The sequence below is a fragment of the Brachyspira sp. SAP_772 genome, from assembly GCF_009755885.1.
GTDB lineage: Bacteria > Spirochaetota > Brachyspiria > Brachyspirales > Brachyspiraceae > Brachyspira.
This window is the reverse complement of sequence record NZ_VYIX01000186.1, coordinates 1-694: the sequence shown is the minus strand read 5'-3', so window position 1 is coordinate 694 and position 694 is coordinate 1. Positions and strand designations below refer to the sequence as shown.

General features: G+C 28.6%; 1 protein-coding gene. It reads right to left on the bottom strand.

The window, feature by feature from the left end; translation table 11 throughout:
• Window positions 1–670, bottom strand: a 670-nt coding sequence (locus tag GQX97_RS13435) for an ABC transporter ATP-binding protein (RefSeq protein WP_157152304.1), incomplete at its 3' end; no start/stop codon positions are given.
• Between the last annotated feature and the right edge of the window lie 24 nt (window positions 671–694).

Sequence of the window (694 nt, the reverse complement as noted above, 5' to 3'; positions counted from 1 at the left end):
AATTTTTATTTTTTTTAGATTTTAATTCTTCCATATTTTCTATTTCTATCAGTTTGTCATCTTTTAATATTGCAGTTCTATCGCATGTTTTTTCAACTTCTTCAATTATATGCGATGACATAAAAATGGTAGTGCCTTTTTTCTTCTCTTCTAAAATCAATTCAATAAACTTTTTTTGCATCAAAGGGTCAAGTCCGCTTGTAGGCTCATCTAGTATAACAACTTCAGGCTCATTCATAAAAGCACATACTATAGCTATTTTTTGTTTTGTACCTTTTGACATACTTTTTATTTTTCTATTAGCATCAAGTTCAAAYAAATCWGTAAGCTCATTAATTCTWTTTTTAYTYTTTATTGATTTCATYTCAGCAATAAATCTTATAAAATCACTMCCCTTCATYTCGTCCATAAAAGCAATCTCTCCAGGCAAATATCCTAACTTCAATTGTATATTCTCTCTATTTACAAAACAGTCCATATCTAATATTTTGGCACTTCCTTTATCAGACTTTATAAAACCCATTAATTGCCTTATAGTTGTTGTCTTACCTGCTCCATTAGGACCAAGCATTCCAAATATTTCTCCTCTATTCACTTCAAAAGATAAATTAAATACTCCTCTTTTGCTTCCATAATCTTTGCTAATATTATCTACTTTTATTACAGACATAAATAATTCCTCCTTATGCCTTAT